Genomic DNA, 301 nt, shown 5'->3' with positions numbered 1-301 from the left:
AAGCACTCATTTCCTCTGACACATGGCTGAAATGCCGGAAAAAACTTATGGCAAATACCACCTTCCAGCAGGGACGGAAACCGAAGAACACTTGGCTGGCCGGAAAAATCAAATGCGGTCATTGTGGGTATGCGCTGAAAGCCACCCATGTGCCAAACAGCACCGGGTATTTCCGCTGTACCAAACGGACGGAAAATAAAGGCTGTCCGGGCTGCGGGAAAATCCGCAAAGAAGAATTTGAGCAATTCATTTTCTCGGCCATGCAGGAGAAATTCAAAGACTTTCAGATACTCCACGGCAG

At 48.8% G+C, this 301-nt stretch carries 1 protein-coding gene; it reads left to right on the top strand.

What is annotated here, in order from left to right; translation table 11 throughout:
* Positions 1–47: 47 nt before the first annotated feature.
* A partial coding sequence (locus GPK90_RS15390; RefSeq protein WP_486463676.1) for a recombinase zinc ribbon domain-containing protein occupies positions 48–301 on the top strand: 254 nt, incomplete at its 3' end.

This window comes from Clostridium sp. MCC344 (assembly GCF_018785365.1).
Classification (GTDB): Bacteria; Bacillota; Clostridia; order Lachnospirales; family Lachnospiraceae; genus Pilosibacter.
The sequence above is the reverse complement of the archived record's forward strand: the minus strand, read 5'-3'. Positions and strand labels throughout refer to the sequence as shown.